Source organism: Paraburkholderia agricolaris, from assembly GCF_009455635.1.
GTDB classification, from domain to species: domain Bacteria; phylum Pseudomonadota; class Gammaproteobacteria; order Burkholderiales; family Burkholderiaceae; genus Paraburkholderia; species Paraburkholderia agricolaris.
Window position 1 is genome coordinate 1,516,774 of record NZ_QPER01000001.1, and the last position, 22,913, is coordinate 1,539,686.

Annotated in this window: 14 protein-coding genes, 1 tRNA gene and 1 pseudogene; 12 read left to right on the forward strand and 4 right to left on the reverse strand. The window is 63.0% G+C overall.

What is annotated here, in order from left to right:
- Positions 1-10: 10 nt before the first annotated feature.
- Positions 11-4,273 (forward strand): ATP-dependent RNA helicase HrpA, encoded by a 4,263-nt coding sequence (gene hrpA / locus GH665_RS06965; RefSeq protein ID WP_153135244.1) that lies wholly within the window; start codon positions 11-13, stop codon positions 4,271-4,273.
- A 222-nt stretch (positions 4,274-4,495) separates the two neighbouring features.
- Here the strand turns inward: hrpA and GH665_RS39400 are convergent, their stop codons facing one another.
- Complete coding sequence (locus tag GH665_RS39400; protein WP_281357211.1) at positions 4,496-6,661, reverse strand: YadA family autotransporter adhesin; 2,166 nt, start codon at positions 6,659-6,661, stop codon at positions 4,496-4,498.
- A 580-nt stretch (positions 6,662-7,241) separates the two neighbouring features.
- Here GH665_RS39400 and GH665_RS06975 point away from each other — a divergent pair.
- The 4 genes from GH665_RS06975 to GH665_RS06990 all read left to right on the forward strand — a co-directional run bounded on the left by GH665_RS06975 (position 7,242) and on the right by GH665_RS06990 (position 11,258).
- Positions 7,242-8,261: a YVTN family beta-propeller repeat protein gene (locus GH665_RS06975; protein WP_153135246.1), complete on the forward strand. Its 1,020-nt coding sequence runs from the start codon at positions 7,242-7,244 to the stop codon at positions 8,259-8,261.
- A gap of 42 nt (positions 8,262-8,303) precedes the next feature.
- Positions 8,304-9,302 (forward strand): sterol desaturase family protein, encoded by a 999-nt coding sequence (locus GH665_RS06980; protein WP_153135247.1) that lies wholly within the window; start codon positions 8,304-8,306, stop codon positions 9,300-9,302.
- Positions 9,303-9,580: 278 nt separating this feature from the next.
- Positions 9,581-10,408, forward strand: a complete 828-nt coding sequence (locus GH665_RS06985) for an EI24 domain-containing protein (RefSeq protein WP_153135248.1) — start codon at positions 9,581-9,583, stop codon at positions 10,406-10,408.
- Positions 10,409-10,427: 19 nt separating this feature from the next.
- Positions 10,428-11,258 carry a competence/damage-inducible protein A gene (locus GH665_RS06990; RefSeq protein ID WP_153135249.1) on the forward strand — a complete coding sequence of 277 codons (831 nt, stop codon included), beginning with the start codon at positions 10,428-10,430 and terminating at the stop codon, positions 11,256-11,258.
- A 152-nt stretch (positions 11,259-11,410) separates the two neighbouring features.
- Here GH665_RS06990 and GH665_RS06995 read toward each other — a convergent pair.
- Positions 11,411-11,876 (reverse strand): annotated as a pseudogene (locus tag GH665_RS06995) (rhodanese-like domain-containing protein).
- A gap of 439 nt (positions 11,877-12,315) precedes the next feature.
- Here GH665_RS06995 and glnA point away from each other — a divergent pair.
- From glnA to GH665_RS07015, 4 genes are all read left to right on the forward strand, one after another.
- The gene (gene glnA, locus GH665_RS07000) at positions 12,316-13,731 is read left to right on the forward strand and encodes a type I glutamate--ammonia ligase (RefSeq protein ID WP_153135250.1); all 1,416 of its coding nucleotides are present in this window, start codon (positions 12,316-12,318) and stop codon (positions 13,729-13,731) included.
- 201 nt (positions 13,732-13,932) lie between these two features.
- Positions 13,933-15,075, forward strand: a complete 1,143-nt coding sequence (gene glnL / locus GH665_RS07005) for a nitrogen regulation protein NR(II) (RefSeq protein ID WP_153135251.1) — start codon at positions 13,933-13,935, stop codon at positions 15,073-15,075.
- A gap of 113 nt (positions 15,076-15,188) precedes the next feature.
- Positions 15,189-16,706, forward strand: coding sequence for a nitrogen regulation protein NR(I) (gene ntrC, locus GH665_RS07010; RefSeq protein WP_153135252.1), 1,518 nt, complete (start codon positions 15,189-15,191; stop codon positions 16,704-16,706).
- A 104-nt stretch (positions 16,707-16,810) separates the two neighbouring features.
- A complete protein-coding gene (locus GH665_RS07015; protein WP_153135253.1) occupies positions 16,811-18,946 on the forward strand; it encodes a prolyl oligopeptidase family serine peptidase in 2,136 nt (711 codons plus the stop codon).
- Positions 18,947-18,975: 29 nt separating this feature from the next.
- Here GH665_RS07015 and xth read toward each other — a convergent pair whose 3' ends face one another.
- Complete coding sequence (gene xth / locus GH665_RS07020; RefSeq protein WP_153135254.1) at positions 18,976-19,752, reverse strand: exodeoxyribonuclease III; 777 nt, start codon at positions 19,750-19,752, stop codon at positions 18,976-18,978.
- 263 nt (positions 19,753-20,015) lie between these two features.
- Here xth and GH665_RS07025 point away from each other — a divergent pair, with 263 nt between their 5' ends.
- Both GH665_RS07025 and GH665_RS07030 read left to right on the forward strand, forming a co-directional pair.
- Complete coding sequence (locus GH665_RS07025) at positions 20,016-20,303, forward strand: hypothetical protein (RefSeq protein WP_028199471.1); 288 nt, start codon at positions 20,016-20,018, stop codon at positions 20,301-20,303.
- Between the two features lie 136 nt (positions 20,304-20,439).
- A tRNA-Met gene (locus tag GH665_RS07030) sits at positions 20,440-20,516 on the forward strand.
- 82 nt (positions 20,517-20,598) lie between these two features.
- Here GH665_RS07030 and GH665_RS07035 read toward each other — a convergent pair.
- On the reverse strand, positions 20,599-21,297 hold the full coding sequence (locus GH665_RS07035; RefSeq protein WP_153135255.1) for an aspartate/glutamate racemase family protein: 699 nt from the start codon (positions 21,295-21,297) through the stop codon (positions 20,599-20,601).
- A gap of 247 nt (positions 21,298-21,544) precedes the next feature.
- On the opposite strand from GH665_RS07035, the gene GH665_RS07040 reads away from it, so the two are divergent.
- On the forward strand, positions 21,545-22,837 hold the full coding sequence (locus GH665_RS07040) for an amidohydrolase family protein (protein ID WP_153135256.1): 1,293 nt from the start codon (positions 21,545-21,547) through the stop codon (positions 22,835-22,837).
- Positions 22,838-22,913 lie beyond the last annotated feature (76 nt).

Below are 22,913 nucleotides of genomic sequence, written 5' to 3' on the forward strand. Positions count from 1 at the left end.
ATGCGCCCCCATGTCGAATGTACCCAAAAGTCCCGCTACGGCGAACGAGAATTCAGCGCCGGCCGCCGATCCGAAGAACGCCGGCGACACGCAGCGCCGCCATGCGCAGGACGCGAACCGCAACGCGCCGAAAACGGTGCGCGAGCCGCGTCGTGGCGCGGACGACGCGCAAGCGCCCGCGCCCAGGAAAAATCCCCCTCAGGGCGGCCGTCGCGAAGCCGCTGCGCCCGCTCAAAAAGCGCCGCAAACGGACGAAGCCGGGCGCAATGCGCGCCGTGAAGCTCGCCCGCCACGCCCGCGGCGTGTCGTCGAGCCGAATCCGATTCCGCCGATCACGTTCCCCGAAGCGCTGCCGGTCTCCGGCCGCCGCGAGGAGATCGCACGCGCGATCGCGCAGAATCAGGTCGTGATCGTCTGCGGTGAGACCGGTTCGGGCAAGACGACCCAGTTGCCGAAAATCTGCCTCGAACTCGGGCGGGGTCTCGGCGCGGGCGGCACCGGTCTGATCGGCCATACGCAGCCGCGCCGGATCGCGGCATCGGCAACGGGCCGCCGGATTGCGGAAGAACTCGGCACGCCGTTCGGCGAAGTGGTCGGCTACAAGGTGCGTTTCACCGATAACCTGTCGCCGGGCGCGTCGGTCAAGCTGATGACCGACGGCATTCTGCTCGCCGAAACGCAGACCGATCCGCTGCTCAACGCGTACGACACGCTGATCATCGACGAAGCGCACGAGCGCAGCCTGAACATCGATTTTCTGCTCGGCTATCTGAAGGAAATTCTCGTCAAGCGTCCCGATCTGAAGCTGATCGTGACCTCGGCGACGATCGACGCCGACCGTTTCGCGCGCCATTTCGGCAGCGACGAGAAACCCGCGCCGGTGATCGAAGTAAGCGGGCGGCTCTATCCGGTCGAAGTGCGTTACCGGCCAGTCGTGGAAGACAGTCCGGCGGTGAAGGCGGCGCAAGGAACTTCGACAGCGTCGCGCGAAGCGCGCGAGCGGCCGAAAACCCAGCGCGAGACGGACCGCGATCTGATGGAAGCGATCGTCGACGCCGTCGACGAACTGTGCCGCGAAGGTCCCGGCGATGTGCTGGTGTTCCTGCCCGGCGAGCGCGAAATTCGCGATGCCGCCGAAGCGCTGCGCAAGCACCATCCGCCGCACACGGAAATTCTGCCGTTGTTCGCGCGCCTCTCGGCCGCGGAACAGGAACGCGTGTTCCGCACGTCGAACGCGCGCCGCATCGTGCTGGCCACCAACGTCGCCGAAACCTCGCTGACGGTGCCCGGGATTCGCTACGTGGTCGACACGGGTCTGGCGCGCGTGAAGCGCTACTCGTACCGCAACAAGGTCGAACAGCTGCAGGTCGAGTCGATTTCGCAAGCCGCCGCGAATCAGCGGGCAGGGCGTTGCGGCCGGGTGGCCGACGGCGTCTGCATTCGTCTGTATGAGGAAAGCGACTTTCAGGGCCGGGTGCGCTTCACTGATCCGGAAATCTTGCGCTCATCGCTGGCGTCGGTGATTTTGCGGATGAAGTCGCTGCACCTGACGGCGATCGAAACGTTTCCGTTCATCGAGCCGCCGCCGGGCCGCGCGATTGCCGATGGCTATCAGCTGCTCAACGAACTCGGCGCGGTCGACGACGACAACCAGCTCACGCCGCTTGGGCGAGAGCTCGCGCGATTACCGCTCGATCCGCGCATCGGCCGGATGATTCTCGCCGCGCGCGATCAGCAGGCGCTCAAGGAAGTGCTCATCATTGCCAGCGCGTTGTCGGTGCAGGACCCGCGCGACCGGCCGATCGAAGCGCAGGAGCAGGCCGATCAGGCGCATCGCCGTTTCGCTGACGAGCGCTCCGAATTCCTCCAGTGGCTGAAAATCTGGAACTGGTTCGAAGAAGCGATCGCGCACAAGAAGTCGAACAAGCAGTTGCACGACGAGTGCCGCAAGAACTTCCTGTCACAACTGCGGCTGCGCGAATGGCGCGATGTGCATTCGCAACTGCTGACCGTGGTGCGTGAACACGGCTGGCGTCTGAACGAAGCCGAAGCGACCTTCGAGCAGATCCATCTGGCGCTGTTGACCGGCCTGCTCGGCAACATCGGCCTGAAAGCCGACGATGAACCGTATTACCTCGGCGCGCGCAGCATCAAGTTCTACCTGTGGCCGGGTTCCGCGCTGGTGAAGAAGGCCGGCAAGTGGGTGATGGCCGCGGAACTGGTCGAAACGAGCCGGCTGTACGCGCGCTGTATCGCGAAGATCGAGCCGGAGTGGATCGAGAAGATCGGCTCGCATCTGTTGAAAAAATCGCTCTCGGAGCCGCATTGGGAGAAGCGCGCGGCACAGGTGTCGGCGTTCGAGCGCGCGATGCTGTACGGCCTGCCGATCTATCACCGGCGGCGCGTGAGCTTCGGCAAGCAGGACCCGTCGCGGGCGCGCGAGCTGTTCATTCGCGGTGCGCTGGTGGAAGGCGAATTCGATACGAAGCTGGCGTTTTTCGCGCATAACCGCAAGCTGCTCGCCGATATCGAGCAACTGGAACACAAGTCGCGCCGTCAGGACGTGCTGGTCGACGACGAACTGATCTTCGGCTTCTACGACCAGGCGATTCCGCAAGGCATTTACACGGGGGCGTCGTTCGAGCGCTGGTATCGCGATGAGCTGAAAAAGAGCGGCCAGCAGGAAGACAAGCTGCGCCTGCTGTATCTGTCGCGCGACGATCTGATGCGGCACGAAGCCGCCGGGGTGACGACCGATCTGTTCCCGAAGCGGATGACGATGGCGGGCGTCGAGATGATGCTCACCTATCACTTCGAACCCGGTTCGCCGCGCGACGGCGTGACGCTCGCGGTGCCGCTGTATGCGTTGAATCAGGTCGACGCGCGACGCTGCGAATGGCTCGTGCCCGGCATGCTGAAAGAGAAGACGCAACTGCTGCTGAAATCGCTGCCGCAGAAGCTGCGGCGTCATTGCGTGCCGCTGCCTGAGTTCGCGGCGGGTTTCGTCGAGCGGCACAGCGGCCCGCGCTTCGGCGCGGGCGGTTTGCTCGAGTCGCTGATTGCGGACATTCGCGAGCAGACCCAGGTCGCGATGAAGCAAGCGGACTTCAAGCTCGAGACGCTGACACCGCATCTGTTCATGAACTTCAAGGTGATCGACGAGCATGGCCGCCAGCTCGCGATGGGCCGCAACCTGTCGCAACTGCGCGCCGAACTCGGCGGCCAGGCGCAGCAGCATTTCCAGAAGATCGCGTCGGGGGCGGCCGGGATAGCGTTGGCGGATGCGGGCGGCGGCGGTGGGGTGGCCGCCGGTGTGCAAGCCGGCGGTTCGGGTGGTGCGGATCGCGCGGGATTGCGCGGTAAGAGCGCTGCCGTACCTGGTCCGCAAACCGCGTCGCAAGACGGCACGCAAGGCACCGCGCTGTACGAAAAGCTGACGACGTGGAATTTCGGCAAACTCCCCGAGTTGCTGGAAATTCGCCGCGGCGGCCAGACATTGTTTGGCTATCCGGCGCTTGTCGACCGCGGCACGCATTGCGATGTCGAAGTGTTCGATTCACCCGATGAAGCCGCGCGTATCCATCGCGCCGGGCTGCGTCGATTGTTCGCGTTGCAACTGAAAGAGCCGATCAAATACCTGGAGAAGAACCTCCCGGGTCTGCGCGAAATGGCGATGCAGTTCATGCCGCGCGGCACCCAGGAGGAGCTGCGCGATCAACTGATCGACACCGCGCTCGATCGCGCGTGTTTGCAGGATCCGCTGCCCGACGACGACGTCAGTTTCCACACGCGCCGTGACGAGGGCCGCAGCCGTCTGACGTTATTGGCTCAGGAAATCTCGCGGCTGGTCGGGCAGATTCTGAATGAATACGCCACGGTGACGAAGAAACTGGTGCAGGCCAAGTCGTTCACGACGCCGTATGCGGACATGCAGAATCAGCTCGACGGGCTGATCGGCAAGCGCTTTGTAGTCGACACGCCGTATCCGCAACTGGCGCATTTCCCGCGCTATCTGAAGGGTATGGCGCTGCGCGTCGACAAGCTGAAGGCGGACCCGGCGCGCGACGCCCGGCAATTCGCCGAATTTCAGCCGCTCCAGCAGAATTACCAGCGCGCGCTGGCGCAACGCGGCGGCGTGCTGGATCCGCGTTTGTCGGAATTTCGCTGGTTGCTGGAGGAGTTGCGGATTTCGCTGTTCGCGCAGGAGTTGCGGACGCCGATGCCGGTATCGGTGAAGCGCCTTCACAAGGTGTGGGAGTCGATGCAACGCTGAGCGGCGCTTGGGGTGGGGCATGCATTTGCTCCATCCTGGCGGCGTGAGTCGCGCAGTATTGCGCGTAAAAAAGCGCGCAACACCACTCCTTGTGAGAATGGCATCGCGCGTAAGGGGGCGGGCCCTTCCGGACCCGCGCCAGCTCGCTGCCATGACGACAACGCTAAAGTCATCACCGTGACCGGCCCGGATCGCACCGATCCTGCTTCCTGGGTGTGCGGCTTACCAATGCATGCCGGCGCCGAGCGACGCGCCGAACTGGCCGCGCGAGTCGGACGTGCCTTGCACCTTGTAGACCCACTTGCCCGTTTCAGACAGTTGCGACACGCCGATTGCCACCGCCGATTGACCCCCATAGGTGCCGCCGGCCATTGCAACCATGCCGCGACCCGGCAGCACCGCTTGCGGCAGGCCCGCGACGGCTAGCGCCGCGGCCGTGCCGCCATACGAATCGCGGCGGGCCGAGCGGATCTGGTCGTCGGTATAGCTGTTGGCCTGACCGACGGCGCCGCTCACGCTTTGTTGCAACTGATTGACGTTGACCGCGTCTGTGCCTTGCACGCCGGCCGCGACGTTGGTGATCTGCCGCTCCTGCCCCGCTGCGCCGACCGATACCGTATTCGCCCGATCCGCGACCGAGCCTTGGCCCAACGCGACCGAGTTGTCGGCGCCGGCGTTCGCCGAAGCGCCGAGCGCGGTGGCGTTGTTGCCGCTCGCAACGGAGTTCGCGCCCGCCGCCACCGCATTGGTGCCCGTGGCTAGCGCGCTCGCGCCCGCCGCTACCGCGTTGGTACCCGTGGCTTGCGCATTCGCGCCTGCAGCGACGGCATGCGTGCCGCTGGCCAGCGCACCTTCCGTATTGCTATCGCCTTGCGCGCCGAAGAACGGATCGGCCGTATTGACGGCGATGTTGCTGACCGCGCCACTGATGGCCGCATTTAACTGGCCGAGATTGACGGCGTCGGTAGCATCCACGCCGTTCGCGACGTTGTGGAGCACGGTGGCGCCGCTTGCGGCGTCGCCACCCAGCGTGACGCTGTTCCGGTTCACCGTGCCGTCGGCGTTGGTGTCGTACATGAGGGCGCCGTCGACTTTGACGGCGGCGGCATCCGCCTGGGCGGCGACCGCTTTGAGTTGCGCGACATTGACCGCGTCGCGATCGTCGCGGCCCGGGGCGAGACTGCTGATCGTGCGGTTGCCGACGTTGACTTCCCCCATCGAGTTCTGTGGAACCGCCAGGCCATACGCGGTATAGCCCGTCTGCGCGCCGAATCGGGTCACGGAACTGGCGCCGAGCGCCACACTGTTGCCGTGGATGGCCCACGCGTTATCGCCCAGCGCGAGGCTGTCTGTTCCGGTGGCGCGGGCGGCGTTACCGATTGCGATGGCGGCGACGCCTGTGGCACCGGCGTTGCTGCCGAGCGCGATGGCGCCCCCCATGCTCGCGGTCGCGCCCGCGCCTATCGCGACCGCTTCCGTCGCCGTGGCGGACGCGAGTCTGCCGGCTGCAAGCGCATTCGTGCCGGCGAGAGCGGATGCGTCGTCGGTGCCGTTGTCCGCGCCGTCGGCCTTGAAGTAGCGCGGCTTGCCAGCATCGGCGAGCGCCTTTAGCTGGCCGACATTGACGGCATCCTGATCGGCCGAGCCGGCCGCGAGGCCGCTCATGGTGCGATTGCCGATGTTCACTTCGCCATTCGAATTTTGCGCAGTCGCGAGGCCGAACGCGCGGTAACCGGTTTGCGCGCCGAACAGGGTGGCGGAGCCGGCGCCGAGCGCCACACTGTTGTCGTGCAGGGCCCATGCGTTTGCGCCGAGCGCGGCGCTGGTGGCCGCGCTGGCCCTGGCACTGTCACCGAGCGCGACGGCGGACCTGCCGGCAGCGCCGGCGCCGCTGCCGAACGCCGTCGCACCGCGCGCGTTGGCTACGGCGCCGAAGCCGATTGCGGTGGCCGCTTCGGCCGAGGCGTTGGCTTGCGCGCCTAGCGAGGTCGCCCCTGTGTCAGTTGCCGAAGCCAGCGCGCCGAGGGCCGTGCTATTGACGGCAATGGCTGACGCGCGCATGCCGCCGGCGAAGGCGCCGGACTGCTGCGCAAGCGCCTCGTGGCCGAGCGCGACCGCGCTCAGGCCCGTGGCGCTTGCCAGCACCCCCAACGCGACCGAGTTCGGGCCGCTGGCGTAGGCCTTCATGCCGGCTGCGAGTGCCGACATGTTTGGCGCCGCGTAGGCTTCGAATTGCGAGGGACCGGAGCCGCTGGCGTCGAAATATAGTGTGGCGGCGGTGCCCGCGGCGTGGGCGGTGGGCACACTCGCCCATAGCACGGCCGTGGCGACGGCGACTCTCGTTCCTGAGGTTTCACACCACCAGCCTGATTGGTAAATCTTATTCATATTCTTAAAACGCTCCTCGGAATGACGAACGTGAACATCGCGTGAAATGAGGGCGATTCGAAAGGCGTCATCGCCCTTGTTTATTGCGCGTAATAAAGCACCGCGAATAACGTATTTTCTGTCATTCGTTTTCGTGCTCTGAAAAGTGGCTGCGCGTTGAATCGCCGGTCTCATGCCCTGATGTTCATGGAGATTGAATGTTGGGCGATGAACGACGGGATTGTCCGGTGCGGGCGGGAAGCGGCGGAATAAGCCAATTCCTAATTGAATCAAAAATCAGTAATTATTGTGGATTTAATTCTGATGAATTTATTGTTAATTGAGTGAATTAAGGAATGATCCTTTTTTGTCTTGGCGTAGACCCTGGTTAATTAAGAAAAAATAATCCTCGTCTGTTAAATCTGAAACTATCGGGAGCGCGTCAAGGCGTGCACCGTTAGCCAATGGACGAACTCGTGTTCAAGTCCTGTGTTTCTTCCTCATCCGTTACCCGCAGTCACCCGCATCCACCTGCATCCACATCAACCGCTGGTCACGGCAATCGTTCTACAATGTCGGCTGTTCTCCGAAGTGAGTTTTCATGCGTAAATTTTTTCTTCCCGGCTTGACTGCCACGTTCGCCGCGGGTGCGGCCGTGGTTGCCGCCGCAGGCTTTTTTTCTCCGGCGGCCCACGCCAACAACGTGATCGTGCTCAATTCCGGCGAAGCCACGCTGAGCCTGATCGACGAGACAACCCATCAGGTCGTCGGCACCGTGCCGACGGGCAAGGAACCGCATCACCTGATGGCCACGCCGGACAATTCGTCGCTGATCGTCGCGAATTCGGTGTCGAACAATCTGATGTTCGTCGATCCGAAGTCGGGCAAGGTGCAGCGCTGGGTCGAGAACATCGAGGATCCGTATCAGATCGGCTTTTCGCCCGACCGCAAGTGGCTCGTTACCACCGGGCTGCGTCTCGATCGCCTCGACATCTATCACTACGACAACGCGAAGAACCAGATGACGCTGGCGTCGCGGCTGCCGCTCGCGGTCATGCCGAGCCACATGGCGTTCACCAACGACAGTAAAACGGTATTCGTCACGCTGCAGGTGTCGGGCGAACTGGCCGCGATCGATCTGGCCACGCAAACCGTCAAGTGGAAAATGAAGGTCGGCAAGGTGCCGGCCGGCCTGTGGATGACACCGGGTGAGAAGTACCTGCTGGTCGGCATGACCGGCGCCGATTACGTCGCGGTGGTCGACTGGCGTAACCAGAAGGTCGTCAAGACGATCCAGACCGGCAAGGGCGCGCATAACTTCCGCTCGCTGGCCGACGGCAGGCACGTGGCGGTGTCGAACCGCGTCGCGAGCACGATCAGCATCATCGACGAGGACACGCTCACCAACGTCGGCGACATTACCGGTCTGATGCCGGGCCCGGACGACATGGAACTATCCGCCGACAAACGCTATCTGTGGGTGACGTTCCGTTTCGCGAAGCACGTTGGCATCATCGACCTGACTACGCGTAAGCTGATCCAGACGATTGCCGTCGGCCGTTCGCCGCACGGCATCTATTTCTTCAATCGCGCGCCGGTGACGGCGCCGAACGGCGCGTAACGCGGGATCAGCCGCCACGAATGAAGTAACCAGGCCAGCACCATGTTCCAACTGATTTTTTCGTCTCTCGACAGTTTCGTCTCGGCCTTGCAGACGCTGCTGTACGTCGACGTGGTGCAGCCGCTGCTGTTCCGTTTCGATCTGATGGATTACGACGAGGACACTTACGACAGCCTGTATTGGGTGATCGTCGGCGTGCTCGAAGTGCTGGCGATGTACGCGGTGCTGCGCCCGCTCGAGGCGCTGCGCCCGGTCGAGCAGTGGGAGAACCGCAAGGCGGTGCGGGTCGACGTGATCTACACCTGGATCGCCAAGCTCGGCATTCTCAACCTGTTCTTCTTCTTCGCGCTGCAACCGCTCTTCGACAACGTGCAGGCCTGGCTGCGGCTGCACGACATCGCGAACGTCAATTTCGACAATCTGTGGCCAGGCGTCACCACGCAGCCGCTCGTCACCTTCGTGATGTACCTGCTGGTGCTCGATTTCGCCGGTTACTGGTATCACCGCTGGCAACATCGGATCGGTGTGTGGTGGGAGCTGCACGCGGTGCATCACAGCCAGCAGCAGATGTCGCTGTGGACCGACGACCGTAACCACTTGCTCGACGATCTCTTGCAGGCGTCGTTTTTCGCGACGATCGCGCTGGTGATCGGCGTGCCGCCGTCGCAATTTGTCGTGCTGGTGGCGATCACCAACCTCGCGCAGAGCGTGCAGCACGCGAATATCCGTCTGTACTTCGGCTGGCTTGGCGAGCGCCTGCTGGTCAGTCCGACCTTCCATCGCCGGCATCACGCGATCGGCTATGGTCACGAAGGGCTCAGGTACGGCTGCAACTTCGGCGTGCTGTTCCCGTGGTGGGACATGATGTTCCGCAGCGTGTCGTGGAGCCGTGAAATGGAGCCGACCGGCATTCGCGATCAACTCGAAGGGCGCCGTTATGGCAACGGTTTCTGGGCGCAACACTGGCTTGCTTTTGTGCGCATCGCCGGGCGGCTTTCGGCGAAACGGCGTGCCAAAGGCAACGACGCCGCCGCAGTCTGAACATTCTTCCGCCCGCTGCTGCCTGCTTCTGCCGGGTTCTTCCGCTTCCTCCTGCTTGCCCCTGCTTCTTGTCGCGCGGCCGGTTTCCCCGGCGGCGCGCCACGTGGTTTATCCTGTGCACGTTCGCGCGTGCGTTCCGTGGTTCGCTTCCGGGCTTCTTGCTGGGCCAGTTGCCGGATCTGTTTCTGGTCCGCACTCCGGTCCACGTCCCGGTCCGTATCCCGGTTCGTTTCGCTATTTTCTTTGTTCCATGGTTTCGTTCACCGGCACTGGCTCGCATGAATGATTTGTTGCGCTCGTTCGGACGCGCGCTCACCAACGCGCTCCACCCGCGCATGCTCTGGCTGACCTTCATGCCGTTTCTCGCGGCAACGGTCGGGTGGGGCGTGATTCTGTGGTTTTCCTGGCAGTCGCTGATCGGCGCGACCCGTTCGTGGCTCGACACCTGGTCGCTCACGGCCACGCTTTATCGGCTCTTCGACTGGCTCGGTTTTTCGGCGTTGCACGCGGCCGTTGCGCCTTTCATTGTGATCGCGGTGGCGATTCCGCTAATCGTCGTCAGCGTGTTGCTGCTGATCGCTACGCTGTCGATGCCGGCGGTGGTCCGCTTTCTGTCGGCACGGCAATTCGCGAGCCTTGAAATGCGTCACGGCGGAACGTGGTACGGTAGCCTCGGTCAGGCGTTGTGGACCACGCTGGTGTGTCTGGTGCTGCTGATCGTCACGCTGCCGCTCTGGCTGGTGCCACCGTTTTTTGCGCTGATTCCGCCGCTGCTGTGGGGCTGGCTGACCTATCGCGTGATGAGCTACGACGCGCTCGCGCTGCATGCGACGCGCGACGAACGGCGTGCACTGGTACGGCGCTTCCGGCTGCCGCTGCTGCTGATCGGCATCGCCAGCGGCCTGCTGGGTTCGCTGCCGACGCTGCTATGGGCCTCGTCGGTTTGGCTGATCGTGCTGTTCCCGGTGATCACCGCGGTGACGATCTGGATCTACGCGTTCATCCTCGTGTTTTCGGCATTGTGGTTCAGTCACTACTGTCTGCGCGCGCTTCAACGCATGCGCGCGGAAGAGCACGGCGCGCGGCACGCGCCGGTTCCTTACTGATTAAATGAAAGAGGCGGCAATGGCATTTGGCGTCATCATCATCGGCGATGAAATCCTGTCGGGCAGGCGTATCGACAAGCATTTGCCGAAGGTCATCGAATTGCTGGGCGCGCGTGGGCTCTCGCTCGGCTGGGCGGAGTACATCGGCGACGATCCGGAGCGCATCACCGCGACGCTGCGGCGCACGTTTGCATCGGGCGACATCGTGTTTTCAACGGGCGGCATCGGCGCCACCCCGGACGACCACACGCGTCAATGCGCGGCGGCGGCGTTAGGCGTGCCGCTCACCCTGCATCCGGAAGCCGCGAAGCTGATTCAGGAGCGCATCCGCGACATGCATCCGGCGAACTCGGCTACACCGCTGGATCTGGAAACGCCGGAGAACCGGCATCGTCTGAACATGGGCACGTTTCCGCAGAGCGCGTCCATCATTCCGAACGGCTACAACAAGATTCCGGGCTTCTCGATCAAGGAGCATTACTTCGTGCCGGGCTTCCCCGTGATGGCGTGGCCGATGATCGAGTGGGTGCTGGATACCCAGTATGCACATCTGCATCACGCGATGCCGCACGCGGAAAAGTCGCTGCTGGTGTTCGAGCTGCCGGAGTCGCGCCTCACGCCGTTGATGGAAAAGATCGAACGTGACTTTCCGGGCGTGCGGGTGTTCAGTCTGCCGAGCGTCGGCGATGCGGAGCGCGGCGGCGTGTATGCGCGGCATCACATCGATCTGGGCGTGAAGGGCGAGCCCGAAGCGGTGGCGGCGGCGTTCGTCAAGCTGCGCGAGGGCGTGCACCTGCTGGGCGGCGATATTGTCGAGCCGGAAGCGGCTGCGGGTAAGGCGCAGGGCTGAGCTGCAGCCGGTTCGCCGCCTACACCGAAGGTAGTCCGGGCGCGTTCGCGCCCATTCCTCATCGGGCTAAACTGATAAGACTCCATGCATCATCGGCCTGTCACATGCAGCGCCGACGATGCGTCTAATTGTCCCGCCGGTCGCCCGTACGATCAGGCGCCGATCCAGGGCAAACCGCGAAAACACCAGCCCGATACCGTCTTCCGATGCCCCTGGCCGTCCTTGTCGCCTTCGAAGCCTTCCAGCAGGTCGTACGCCTTCGCATAGCCCGCCTGGGTGGCGGCGATGGCGGCGAGCTTGGAGCGCGCGGCGCTGCGGCACAAAAACAGCACGGGCGTGTCGGGCGAGGCTGCCTGGCTCAGTTGCTGAAGGAATTCCTGGTTCGGCACGGCGCCCGGATAGCGTGTCCATTCAACATGCGCGTATTGCCCGTCGCCGATAACCGGCCGGCCGACCCAATCGAGTTCGGCACGGGTGCGCACGTCGATGAGACGCGTGCGCGGATCGAGTTGCAGCAGTTCGAACGCCTCGGCAGGCGACACCGCGCCCGCATAGGGCAACTGGTTCTCGGTGCGGCGTTTTTTCCGCCTGGGCGTACAACTGTTCGAGCGTGCTCATGAGCGCAAACCTCCTTCGGACCAAATGACCATTCTAGCGCGCGGCGTGTGGCGCGCATGCGGTTCGGATCCAGCATCCGGACTGTCCGAGGCGAATGAGCAAACGCCCCGTTGTGGTGCATACTTCCGGAAATGCACCAAGATAAAGATGCTGCTCGTTGCTTATTTAGCTGATGCACTAGTTCGGTGCATTTCATGGGCTAAAGATTTCATGACTGCATGTTGTTCGGTGCGTCTATTCCCTGCAAACGCGCGCGCCGTGCGGTTTTGCGCCGGGTTGGCGCATACATGGCACAGAAGCTGCTTTATTGGTGCCGATCGATTTATTCCAGCGGGCTTTTATGTTCATCCTCAACGATCCAGGGGTGGACGCGCCGGGATGGGTCAGCTAGATTGGGCGGCGGCTGAATCCGCCGAATTCGTTAATCAGGAGATAGGTTATGAGTAAATCCGTGGCCGACGTCGTTCAACTCGTCAAAGACGAAGACGTCAAGTTTGTCGACTTCCGTTTCACCGACACGCGCGGCAAAGAGCAACACGTTTCGGTGCCGGTGTCGGCATTCGATGAAGACAAGTTCGAAAGCGGCCATGCGTTTGACGGTTCGTCGATTGCCGGCTGGAAGGGCATCGAAGCCTCGGACATGTTGCTGATCCCGGACGCGAACACCGCCTTTATCGACCCGTTCTACGAAGAGTCGACCCTCGTGTTGACCTGCGACGTCGTCGAACCGGCTGACGGCAAGGGCTACGAACGCGACCCGCGTTCGCTGGCAAAGCGCGCTGAAGCGTATCTGAAGAGCACCGGCCTCGGCGACACGGCCTTCTTCGGTCCGGAACCGGAATTCTTCATTTTCGACTCGGTCCAGTGGAACACGGATCAGTCGGGCTGCTTCATCAAGATCGGTTCGGAAGAAGCACCGTGGTCGTCGGCCAAGGAATTCGAAGGCGGCAACACCGGCCACCGTCCGGGCACGAAGGGCGGCTACTTCCCGGTCGCTCCGGTCGACACGTTCCAGGACATCCGTTCGGAAATGTGCCTGCTGCTCGAACAGATCGGCATCCCGGTCGAAGTGCACCACCACGAAGTCGCGGGTCAAGGCCAGAACGAAATCGGCACGAAGTTCTCGACGCTGGTGCAACGCGCTGACTGGCTGCAGCAAATGAAGTACATCATCCACAACGTCGCGCACACGTACGGCAAGACGGCTACGTTCATGCCGAAGCCGGTGGTTGGCGATAACGGTTCGGGCATGCACGTTCACCAGTCGATCTGGAAAGACGGCCAGAACCTGTTCGCAGGCAACGGTTACGCAGGTCTGTCGGAATTCGCGCTGTTCTACATCGGCGGCATCATCAAGCATGCTCGCGCGCTGAACGCGATCACGAACCCGGGTACGAACTCGTACAAGCGTCTCGTGCCGCACTTCGAAGCACCGGTGAAGCTGGCTTACTCGGCTCGCAACCGTTCGGCATCGATCCGCATTCCGCACGTGTCGAACCCGAAGGGCCGCCGTATCGAAACGCGTTTCCCGGATCCGCTGGCGAATCCGTACCTGTGCTTCTCCGCGCTGATGATGGCGGGTCTGGACGGCGTGCAGAACAAGATTCACCCGGGCGAAGCTGCCGACAAGAACCTGTACGACCTGCCGCCGGAAGAGGATGCAAAGATCCCGACCGTGTGCGCCGGCCTCGACCAGGCGCTCGACGCACTCGACGCGGACCGCGAATTCCTGACGCGCGGTGGCGTGTTCACGGATTCGATGCTCGACGCGTACATCGAACTGAAGACGGGCGAGCTGCAACGCTATCGTCAGTCGGTGCACCCGATCGAATTCGAAATGTACTACTCGCTGTAAGCGGCAATGGCGCTTCGCCCTTCAAACGGCGAAGCGTTTTGCCCGACGCTCGCGATCGGTCACGAAGGGACGGCGGCGCCGTCCCTTTTTTGTTGGACCCGAAGGCGTCTGCTTATGACGTGCGCGGCGTAGAAGCAATCGAAGCAGGGCAATAAGCGGTACACCTGATTTATCACCATCTCCTATCGGCCAGACTGCAAGATGGTTCTGAAGAATCTGATGAAGGCAAGGAAAGGGCACGAGCAGACGCTGTCGGAGGACGCTCAGCTAGTGAGCTCCGGTTTGCTGCCGGGCTTCGAGGCATTGCCCACGGTCGTGCTGGTGCTCGAAAAGCGCACGCTGCGCGTGGTGTTTGCGAACCCATCGGCAGAATCGATGCTCGAGTTGTCGCGTAGGCAACTGACGCAGATGGCGTGGCAGGACATCTTCTCGAATGCCAGCGAACTGGTCGAGACCATCTCCGCGATTGCTGCCAACCGTTTTCACGCGACCCATCTGGACGCCATACTCGAGCGCCCGGGCCATGAGCCGCTGCATGTGCATGCGGTCGTCGGTTTTCTGGAAAGCGCGCAAGACTACGTGCTGCTCGAACTGTTCGAGAACGAGCGGCATTTACGCTCTGATCGTGAGGAGCGCATCAATGACCTCACGGCAGTCAACAAACAACTGATCAGGAATCTCGCGCACGAGATCAAGAATCCGCTCGGCGGGATTCGCGGCGCGGCGCAACTGCTCGAGTTCGAACTTGGTGAGCGTGAGCGCGACGAGTTGCGCGAGTACACGCAGGTCATCATCAAGGAATCGGACCGGCTGCAAACTCTGGTCGATCGCTTGCTGGAGCCGCACCGTCATCCGCATATCGTCGGCGACGTGAATATTCACGAGGTATGTGAGCGCGTGCGCCAGGTGATTCTCGCGGAGTTTCCGCGCGGTCTCACGATCGAACGCGATTACGACGTGAGCGTGCCGGACCTGCGTGGCGACAAGGAGCAACTGATTCAGGCGCTGCTGAATATCGTGCGCAATGCGGCTGAAGCATTGCGTGAACGCATTTCGCAAGGCGACGCGCGCATCGAATTGCGCACGCGTATTGCACGCAAGATCACTGTGTCGAAACGCTTATGTAAGCTGGCACTGGACTTGCATATCACTGACAACGGACCTGGCATTCCCGAGGAAATCCGTGACCGCATTTTCTACCCGCTCGTTTCGGGGCGCGAGGACGGTAGCGGTCTTGGCCTGACGCTCGCGCAGACCTTCGTGCAACAACACGACGGACTGATCGAAGTGGAAAGCCGGCCGGGCCATACCGAGTTTCAGATTCTGCTGCCGCTCGACTGCTAACACCACAGACCCAGTGAGAAAACGCCGGGCCGCCCCAAGTTTTCTCGCCCCCTCGGGGGCCTGGCGCAAAGCGACAGGTTTGGGGGCTCCTTCAAGACTTCTGACCGACCTATATGAAGCCGATCTGGATAGTAGACGACGATCAATCGATTCGCTGGGTGCTCGAAAAAGCGCTCGCTCGCGAAAACTTCGCGACCCGCAGCTTCGCGAACGTGCGCGAGGCTTCCGCGGCGCTCGATCACGAAAGCCCCCAGGTGCTGGTCTCCGACATCAGGATGCCTGGCGGCTCCGGCCTTGAACTGCTGCAGACCGTTCGCGACAAGGTGCCGGGTTTGCCCGTCATCATCATGACTGCCTTCTCGGACCTGGACAGCGCGGTCGCCGCATTCCAGGGCGGTGCATTCGAATACCTCGCCAAACCGTTCGACGTCGACAAGGCGGTCGAACTGATCCGCCGCGCGGTGGACGAAAGTATGCGCGGCGAGCAGACGTGGGACGACCGCGTCGCCGATGCACCGGAAATGCTCGGCCAGGCGCCGGCGATGCAGGACATGTTTCGTGCGATCGGCCGGCTGTCGCATTCCGCGGCTACCGTGCTCATTACCGGCGAATCAGGCACCGGGAAGGAACTTGTCGCGCGCGCGTTGCACCGACATAGCCCACGCGCGAACGGTCCGTTTATCGCGTTGAATACGGCGGCGATTCCGAAGGATCTGCTGGAGTCCGAACTGTTCGGTCACGAGCGCGGTGCGTTTACCGGCGCGCAGGCCATGCGCCAGGGGCGCTTCGAGCAGGCCGAAAACGGTACGCTGTTTCTCGATGAAATCGGCGACATGCCGTTCGATTTGCAGACGCGCCTGTTGCGCGTGCTCTCGGACGGACAGTTCTACCGCGTCGGTGGCCACAATCCGTTGCGCGCCAATGTGCGCGTGATCGCGGCGACGCACCAGAATCTCGAATCGCGCGTGCGGCAGGGTTTGTTCCGCGAGGATTTGTATCACCGCCTCAATGTGATCCGCTTGCGCCTGCCGGCATTGCGCGAACGCAGCGAAGACATTCCGTTGCTCACGCGGCATTTCCTGCAAAAGAGCGCGCGCGATCTGGGCGTGGAGCCGAAGCGCGTGTCTGAAGATGCGCTCGCTTATCTGGCCTCGCTGCCGTTTGCGGGCAACGTGCGTCAACTGGAGAATCTCGCCAACTGGCTCACGGTGATGGCGCCGGCGCAGACCGTCGAGATCAAGGACTTGCCGCCCGATCTGGGGCCCGCGCAGCCCGGTGTAAGCGATTTCGCGGCCGGCGGCAGCGGCGTGACCGGCACGGGTGAAGCAGGCCTTGCCGGTGGCGCGCCGATCAACGGCGGCAGCGCGCTCACGCATCCGGCCGGCGCTGCCGGCATGCCTGTCGCGACCGCCGTCGCCGCCTGGGAAGGCGGCTTGCGCACGGAAGTCGCGCGGATGCTGCGCGAGAATGCGGCCGACGTCATGGACGAACTTGCGCGCCGTTTCGAAGCGGCGGTGATTCGCGAGGCGCTGGACTTCACGCGCGGACGCAAGGTGGAGGCGGCGGAGCGCCTCGGCATCGGTCGCAATACGATTACGCGCAAGATTCAGGAACTCAATCTCGAGCCCTGAGGGTTGCGGGTGAGGGGCGGCGCCAGCCGCTCCCGCTCGTCGCTTCAAAGGCGTTCAGGCTCACGCAAGGCATAATTGACGCTGTTCTCATTCGACAGCTGACGATGCCTGCTTCTCCCGTTCCTCCCGCTCCTCCCGTTTCTCCCGGTCCTTTCTCCTGGCCGCTTTCCCCCGATCCCTTTCTGTCGCTCGAGGCGCTCGACGACCCCGGCGCGCTCGCATGGGTCGAGGCGCAGAATGCACGCACGCGTGCCGCGTGGTGCAGCGGCGCGGAATTCGAGTCGCTCAAACAGCGGCTTGCCGATGCTTATCTGCCGCGTGAGCGTCCGGTCATTCCCGATCGCTGGAAGGACTGGGCCTACGATCTGTGGCAGGACGAACGCAATCCCAAGGGCATCTGGCGACGCACGACGTGGGCGGCCTGGCGCAGTGGCGCGCCGGTCTGGCAGAACCTGCTCGACTTCGACGCGCTCGGCGCGGCCGAAGGGACGCCGTGGGTCTGTGCCGAGCTCGACATTCTTTATCCGGATGGCGATCGTGCGCTGATCACACTGTCGCCGGGCGGCTCGGATGCGTTGGTGGTACGCGAGTTCGACATCGACGCGCAACGTTTTGTCGACGACGGTTTCGTGATTGCGAAGGCCGGCAAGCACACGGCGTCGTGGATCGATCGGGATACGCTGTATGTCGGCTGGGACAATGGCCGCAAGACGCTGACGCGCTCCGGCTATCCGCGCGAAGTGCGGCGTTGGGCGCGGGGCAGTGCGCTGGCGGATGCGCCGGTGGTCTTCAAGGGGGCGTTCGGCGACATCGGCGTGGAGGCGCACTACGATCCGCTCGAGCAGCGCCACACGGTGGTGAGCAGCGTCGATTTCTTCGACTCGCACACGTATTACCTCGAGAGGGCTGAGGGCGCGGCGAACGGTGCCGATGTCTGGCGACAGTACGACTTGCCGTCGCACGTCGCTGCAGGTGGCTGGGAGGGCTGGCTGCTGCTCGAGCCGCGCCTCGATTGGGACTGCAACGGTGTGCGCTATCCGGGCGGCGCGTTGCTGGCGATTCGCGAAGCCGCGTTCCTGCGTGGCGAGCGCGACGTGGTGCCGCTTTTCACGCCGACCGCGCAAACCTCCGCCTGCGAGTGGACGCACACGCGCAATTACCTGATCGTGTCGTACCTGGAGGAGGTACAGAGCAAGACCTCGCTGTGGATTCCGTCGCAAGCGGCGGATCAGACCTGGCATTGGCAGCAACGCCTCTTTCCTTCGGGTGACGACGTGCAAGCCGATGTCTCGCCCGTCGAGCCGACGCTGAACGATGAAGTATTCGTCGATACCGACGATTATTTGCAGCCGCCTGCGTACTGGCTCGCCGATCTCGCGCAGGACGACCTGACCGATTGGACCTTGCTCGACCGCTGGCCGACTCAGTTCGATGCGGCACCGTTCGCGGTGACGCGTGGACATGCGGTTTCGACGGACGGTACACGAGTGCCGTATACCGTGATCGGCCCGCGGGTTGCACAAGACGCCGCACAGCCGCCGCGTCCATGCCTGCTCAACGGCTACGGCGGTTTCGCGATTCCGCTGCTGCCGGGCTATCTGACCGGGCAGGGCATTGGCTGGCTCGCGCGCGGCGGCGTCTATGTGGTCGCGCATATTCGCGGCGGCGGCGAGTTCGGCACGCGCTGGCATACGGCGGCGCAAGGCGAGCATCGGCAGCGCGCGTTCGACGATTTCATCGCGGTGGCTGAGGCGCTCATCAGCACAGGCGTGACCAGCGCGGCGCAACTCGGCATTCAGGGCGGCAGCAACGGTGGCCTGCTGGTCGCGGCGTGCATGGTGCAGCGGCCCGAGTTGTTCGGCGCGGTGGTCTGCGAGGTGCCGCTGCTCGACATGAGCCGCTATCACCTGCTGCATGCAGGCGCGTCATGGATCGATGAATACGGCGATCCGGACGAGCCCGGCGAGGCGCGCGTGCTGGCGGCTTACTCGCCCTATCACCGCGTGAGTGCGGACGTGGCGTATCCGCCGGTGCTGTTCACTACGTCGACAGCGGACGACCGTGTGCATCCCGGACACGCGCGCAAGATGGCCGCGCGTATGCAGGCGCTGGGTGCGCAAAGGGTCTGGTATCGCGAGAACACGGAAGGGGGGCACGGCGGCTCCGATGAACTGGAGCAGGCCGAGCATGACGCGATGGTGTTCGAGTTCCTGTGGCGCTGTCTGAACGGGCCGGCGTAAGCTTCGCCGGTCGCGGGTTCAGCCGATGTTCAACCAAGCTGCGCGACGACCGGTGCGTGATCCGACGGCTGATCCCATTTGCGCGGCACCTTGTCGACATCGCACGACGAGCATAGCGGGGCGAGCGCTTTCGATAGCAGAATGTGGTCGATACGCAGCCCCGCGTTGCGGCGGAACGCCATCATCCGGTAGTCCCACCACGAGTAGATCTTCTCCGGCTGCTCGAACTGGCGGAACGCATCGACGAGACCGAGTTCGATCAGCCGCACGAACTCGGCGCGCTCTTCGGGCGACACCAGATTCTGACCTTCCCACGCTTTCGGATCGTGCACGTCGCGATCTTCCGGCGCGATGTTGTAGTCACCGAGCAGCGCGAGTTTCGGATGCTGCGCCATTTCACTCGCGACCCAGTCGTGCAGTGCGGTGAGCCAGTTCAACTTGTAGGCGAATTTGTCGGTGCCCGGCGCCTGGCCGTTCGGGAAATACGCGGAGATGATGCGCACGCCCTCGACAGTCGCGGCGATCACGCGTTGCTGCGGATCGTCGAACCCGGGGATATTGCGCACGATGCCGGTTTCGTCGACGTTCAGGCCGTCGCGCACCAGGATGCCGACGCCGTTATAGGTCTTCTGGCCCGCGAACCAGCTCCGGTAGCCTTTTTCTTCGAGCTCGGCGCGGGGGAATTTGTCGTCGGTCAGCTTCAGTTCCTGCAGGCACAACACATCCGTCTGGCTGGTTTCGAGCCAGTCGATGACGTGTTGCAGACGCACTTTCAGGGAGTTGACGTTCCAGGTGGCGATTTTCATGAGGTTCTCACATTCTTGCTGAGCGAGGCTTTGTGGGTGCTGCCCCGGCATTTTTGCTTTTTTCCGCTTTAACGGCTACCCCGTCTCCATCCGGCGGCCCGGATTCGGGGTGGCGGGAGCGGGTCGATTCCGATAGTTCCGCATCTTATCGCGCGAGACGGGCGACCGTGAAAATTGCCTCGGCGGCCGCGAAAAATAAAAGCGCGCCGGCGTCACGCCCCGGCGTATAGTGGGATCACATCTACGCGCATCGGGGATCCATCATGGCTCAAACTTATCCAGCCCTTTATAAGGACTTCGAAGTGCATCCGCTGGTGTTCTCGCGGGAGTTCGACAAGTTTGACGGTCACAAGCGTCATGCCGAAGGTTACGACGTTGCGGTACGCGTCTGCCGGCCGGGCGCGATCAGCGGCTCGAAGGCGAGCCGCGTATTCCGTCTCGTCCTGGCGTCCACGTTCTCCGATTTCGGCGTGGCGAAACGTAGCGCGAGTCAGTACGGCGCGGACATTATCGACGGCAAGGTAGAAGGCGCAACGGTCCAGGATCTCTGAGTGTTCCGCTCATTTGCAGCGTCCCTATGCTGCTTGAGAACGAACACGCGCTGAGCTTCGTCGGCAATTATTTCAGTCTTATTTCACCGGATTGTTTGACGTCTCGCACACGACCCGATATACTCTTTTTCTCTGACGCGGGGTGGAGCAGTCTGGCAGCTCGTCGGGCTCATAACCCGAAGGTCGTAGGTTCAAATCCTACCCCCGCAACCAAGTATTGTTGAAAGCCCGCTAGCGCAAGCTAAGCGGGCTTTTTAACTTCTAACGTCTCTCGTGCATGCGCACGCGCTTGCATTCAGTCCGGCCCGATCGCCCATTCCACTGCAGCTTGCGCATGCAACGCAGTCGTGTCGAACACGGGTAACGCGGAATCTTCCGGCTTGATCAGCAGGGTGATTTCCGTGCAGCCGAGAATCACCGCCTGCGCACCCCGCGCAGCGAGCCCTTCGATCACACGCTGATACACCGCACGCGACGCATCGTTCACTTTGCCGTGGCACAGCTCGTCGTAGATGATGCGATGCACATCCGCGCGTCCCGCTTCATCGGGTACCAGTGTCTCGAGGCCGTAACGCTCGTTCAGGCGCCCCGTGTAGAACGTCTGCTCCATCGTATAGCGCGTACCCAGCAAGCCGACCCGCTCGATTCCTGCGGCGCGCAGCGCGTTGCCGGTCGGATCGGCGATGTGCAGGAACGGTATCTCGATCGCCTGCTCGATCGATTCATACACGCGATGCATTGTGTTGGTCGCGAGTATCACAAGGTCGGCGCCGCCTCGCTCGAGTTGACGCGCGGCATCGGCCAGCTGTTCGCTGAGCGCGGTCCAGTCGCCGGCGCGCTGGCTGGCCTCGATCGGCGCGAAGTCGAGCGTCAGCATCAGGCTGCGAGCATTGTGATGGCCGCCAAGACGCGCCTTCGCATGACGGTTCAGGAGCTTGTAGTACTCGGTGGACGATTCCCAGCTCATGCCGCCGATCACGCCGATGGTTTTCATGGTCTTGCTCCGTGGATGGGTGATGCAGGCCGTGGTGCACCGAAGGAGAGTGCTGAAGCCGGCGCGGAACACTCCGGCATCGAACGTTCGAAAAATCGAGTATAGGCGGGCGCCAGTGTCGGCAGCCGGTACGGATTCCCTTCTGCTCACCGGTACGGCATCGTGTTAAAACGCCGGCACGCAAGTTCTGACACCGATAGAATCGTAGTCACTCGAATAGCGGTCAACCAGCAACAGGGAGCGAACCATGGATCTGATCATCCGCCACGCAATGCTGCCACCGAGCGCCGCGCCGCAGCAGAAGCAGCCGGTCGACATCGGCATCGAAGCGGGCCGCATCGTCGCCGTCGAACCGAATCTGGCCGCGAGCGCACGCGAAGAAATCGACGCCGCCGGTTCGCTCGTTACGCCGCCATTCGTCGATCCGCATTTCCATATGGACGCAACGCTCTCATACGGTCTGCCGCGCGTGAACGCATCGGGTACCTTGCTGGAAGGCATCGCGCTGTGGGGCGAACTGAAGCCGCACCTGACGCAGGAGGCGTTGATCGAGCGCGCGCTGCAGTACTGCGATTGGGCGGTCGGGCGTGGTCTGCTGGCGATTCGCAGTCATGTGGATGTATGCGATCCACGCCTGCTCGCGGTCGAGGCGCTGGTCGAAGTGAAGCGTCGTGTCGCGCCGTATCTCGACCTGCAACTGGTCGCGTTTCCGCAGGACGGCGTGTTGCGCAGTGCCGGCGCATTCGAGAACCTCAAGCGTGCGATTGCGATGGGCGTCGACGTGATCGGCGGGATTCCGCATTTCGAGCGCACGATGGCCGACGGCGCGCAGTCCGTGCGCATGTTGTGCGAGTTCGCGGCAGAGCGGGGCTTGCGCGTCGACATGCATTGCGACGAATCGGACGATCCGCTGTCGCGCCATATCGAAACGCTCGCTGCAGAAACGCACCGGCTCGGTTTGCATGGGCGCGTCGCCGGTTCGCACCTGACCTCGATGCATTCAATGGACAACTACTACGTCAGCAAGCTCCTGCCGCTGATGCGCGACTCGGGCGTCGCGGCGATCGCCAATCCGTTGATCAACATCACCCTGCAAGGCCGCAGCGACACGTATCCGAAACGGCGTGGCATGACCCGTGTGCCGGAGATGATGGCGGCGGGCATCAACGTGGCGTTCGGTCACGATTGCGTGATGGACCCGTGGTACAGCCTCGGCTCGGGCGACATGCTCGAAGTTGCTCACATGGGTTTGCATGTTGCGCAGATGACGGGTGTCGACGGCATGCATGCGTGTTTCGACGCTGTCACGGTGAATGCCGCGCGCATTCTCGGTCTGGAAGGCTATGGCATCGCGCCGGGAAGCGCGGCCAATCTCGTGCTGCTCGACGCACGCGATCCGGTCGAAGCGATCCGCCTGCGCGCCGCGCGGCTTGCGGTGGTGAGCCGCGGCAAGGTTGTGAGCCGTGCGCCTGCGGCGCGCGCCGCGTTATCGCTGGAAGGGCGTCCGGCGCAAGTGGATTTCAAGCTGCATCGCGCCTAGCGCTCAGAGCGCAGGACATGCCGGCGCGAGAAAAGGAAAAGCCGGTGCCTGCTCATGCAGGTCACCGGCTTTTATC

What these genes read in the sequence shown, in the direction of transcription:
- GH665_RS07015 (WP_153135253.1), top strand. Translation starts at nt 16,811, where the DNA reads ATGCCTGCTTCTCCCGTTCCTCCCGCTCCTCCCGTTTCTCCCGGTCCT.
- GH665_RS06985 (WP_153135248.1), top strand. Translation starts at nt 9,581, where the DNA reads ATGAATGATTTGTTGCGCTCGTTCGGACGCGCGCTCACCAACGCGCTC.
- GH665_RS06980 (WP_153135247.1), top strand. Translation starts at nt 8,304, where the DNA reads ATGTTCCAACTGATTTTTTCGTCTCTCGACAGTTTCGTCTCGGCCTTG.
- xth (WP_153135254.1), bottom strand. Translation starts at nt 19,752, where the DNA reads ATGAAAATCGCCACCTGGAACGTCAACTCCCTGAAAGTGCGTCTGCAA.
- GH665_RS06975 (WP_153135246.1), top strand. Translation starts at nt 7,242, where the DNA reads ATGCGTAAATTTTTTCTTCCCGGCTTGACTGCCACGTTCGCCGCGGGT.
- glnL (WP_153135251.1), top strand. Translation starts at nt 13,933, where the DNA reads ATGGTTCTGAAGAATCTGATGAAGGCAAGGAAAGGGCACGAGCAGACG.
- GH665_RS07035 (WP_153135255.1), bottom strand. Translation starts at nt 21,297, where the DNA reads ATGAAAACCATCGGCGTGATCGGCGGCATGAGCTGGGAATCGTCCACC.
- GH665_RS39400 (WP_281357211.1), bottom strand. Translation starts at nt 6,661, where the DNA reads ATGAATAAGATTTACCAATCAGGCTGGTGGTGTGAAACCTCAGGAACG.
- GH665_RS07025 (WP_028199471.1), top strand. Translation starts at nt 20,016, where the DNA reads ATGGCTCAAACTTATCCAGCCCTTTATAAGGACTTCGAAGTGCATCCG.
- GH665_RS07040 (WP_153135256.1), top strand. Translation starts at nt 21,545, where the DNA reads ATGGATCTGATCATCCGCCACGCAATGCTGCCACCGAGCGCCGCGCCG.
- glnA (WP_153135250.1), top strand. Translation starts at nt 12,316, where the DNA reads ATGAGTAAATCCGTGGCCGACGTCGTTCAACTCGTCAAAGACGAAGAC.
- ntrC (WP_153135252.1), top strand. Translation starts at nt 15,189, where the DNA reads ATGAAGCCGATCTGGATAGTAGACGACGATCAATCGATTCGCTGGGTG.
- hrpA (WP_153135244.1), top strand. Translation starts at nt 11, where the DNA reads ATGTCGAATGTACCCAAAAGTCCCGCTACGGCGAACGAGAATTCAGCG.
- GH665_RS06990 (WP_153135249.1), top strand. Translation starts at nt 10,428, where the DNA reads ATGGCATTTGGCGTCATCATCATCGGCGATGAAATCCTGTCGGGCAGG.